Annotated in this window: 1 protein-coding gene; it reads right to left on the bottom strand. The window is 48.1% G+C overall.

Annotated elements, in window-relative coordinates; all coding sequences use genetic code 11:
• The coding region (locus KQX66_RS38925) for a lysophospholipid acyltransferase family protein (protein ID WP_216798414.1) at positions 1–212 on the bottom strand (212 nt) is incomplete at its 3' end.
• Between the last annotated feature and the right edge of the window lie 175 nt (positions 213–387).

The raw sequence follows: 387 nt of genomic DNA, 5'->3' as shown, positions 1-387 counted from the left end.
GCGTTGAGCGGATCGGGCAGATCCTGCGCCAGGCACTGGGTGCGCAGCGTCAGCAAATCCGCCTTGGAATTGTAAGGTAAAACATACAAAATCGGCCGTGAGGGATCCAACCCTAACTCGGTAACCGGATCTGAAGGGATGACCTTACTTCTTACCAACAATTTAAGTGGTAAATTCAATATTTTATAATAAATTTTACGCCAACCTGACATAACAACGTGAAGCCTCTTGTTAGCAATGCGCCGCAAGCATACCAGAAACCGGGTAGCAGATCTGTGGTGTTCGAAAACCGAGAGCCGTCAGCGCGGACTGTTCTAGACTCTTTTTATTATGACCGACCTCTGAGAAAGGCACGAAAACATGGCAAACCAAGCAACCGGATTGACC

This window comes from Paenibacillus oleatilyticus, from assembly GCF_018998565.1.
Taxonomy (GTDB): Bacteria; Bacillota; Bacilli; order Paenibacillales; family NBRC-103111; genus Paenibacillus_G; species Paenibacillus_G oleatilyticus.
Note: the sequence above shows the minus strand (reverse complement) of the source record. Positions and strands in the feature narration are given on the sequence as shown.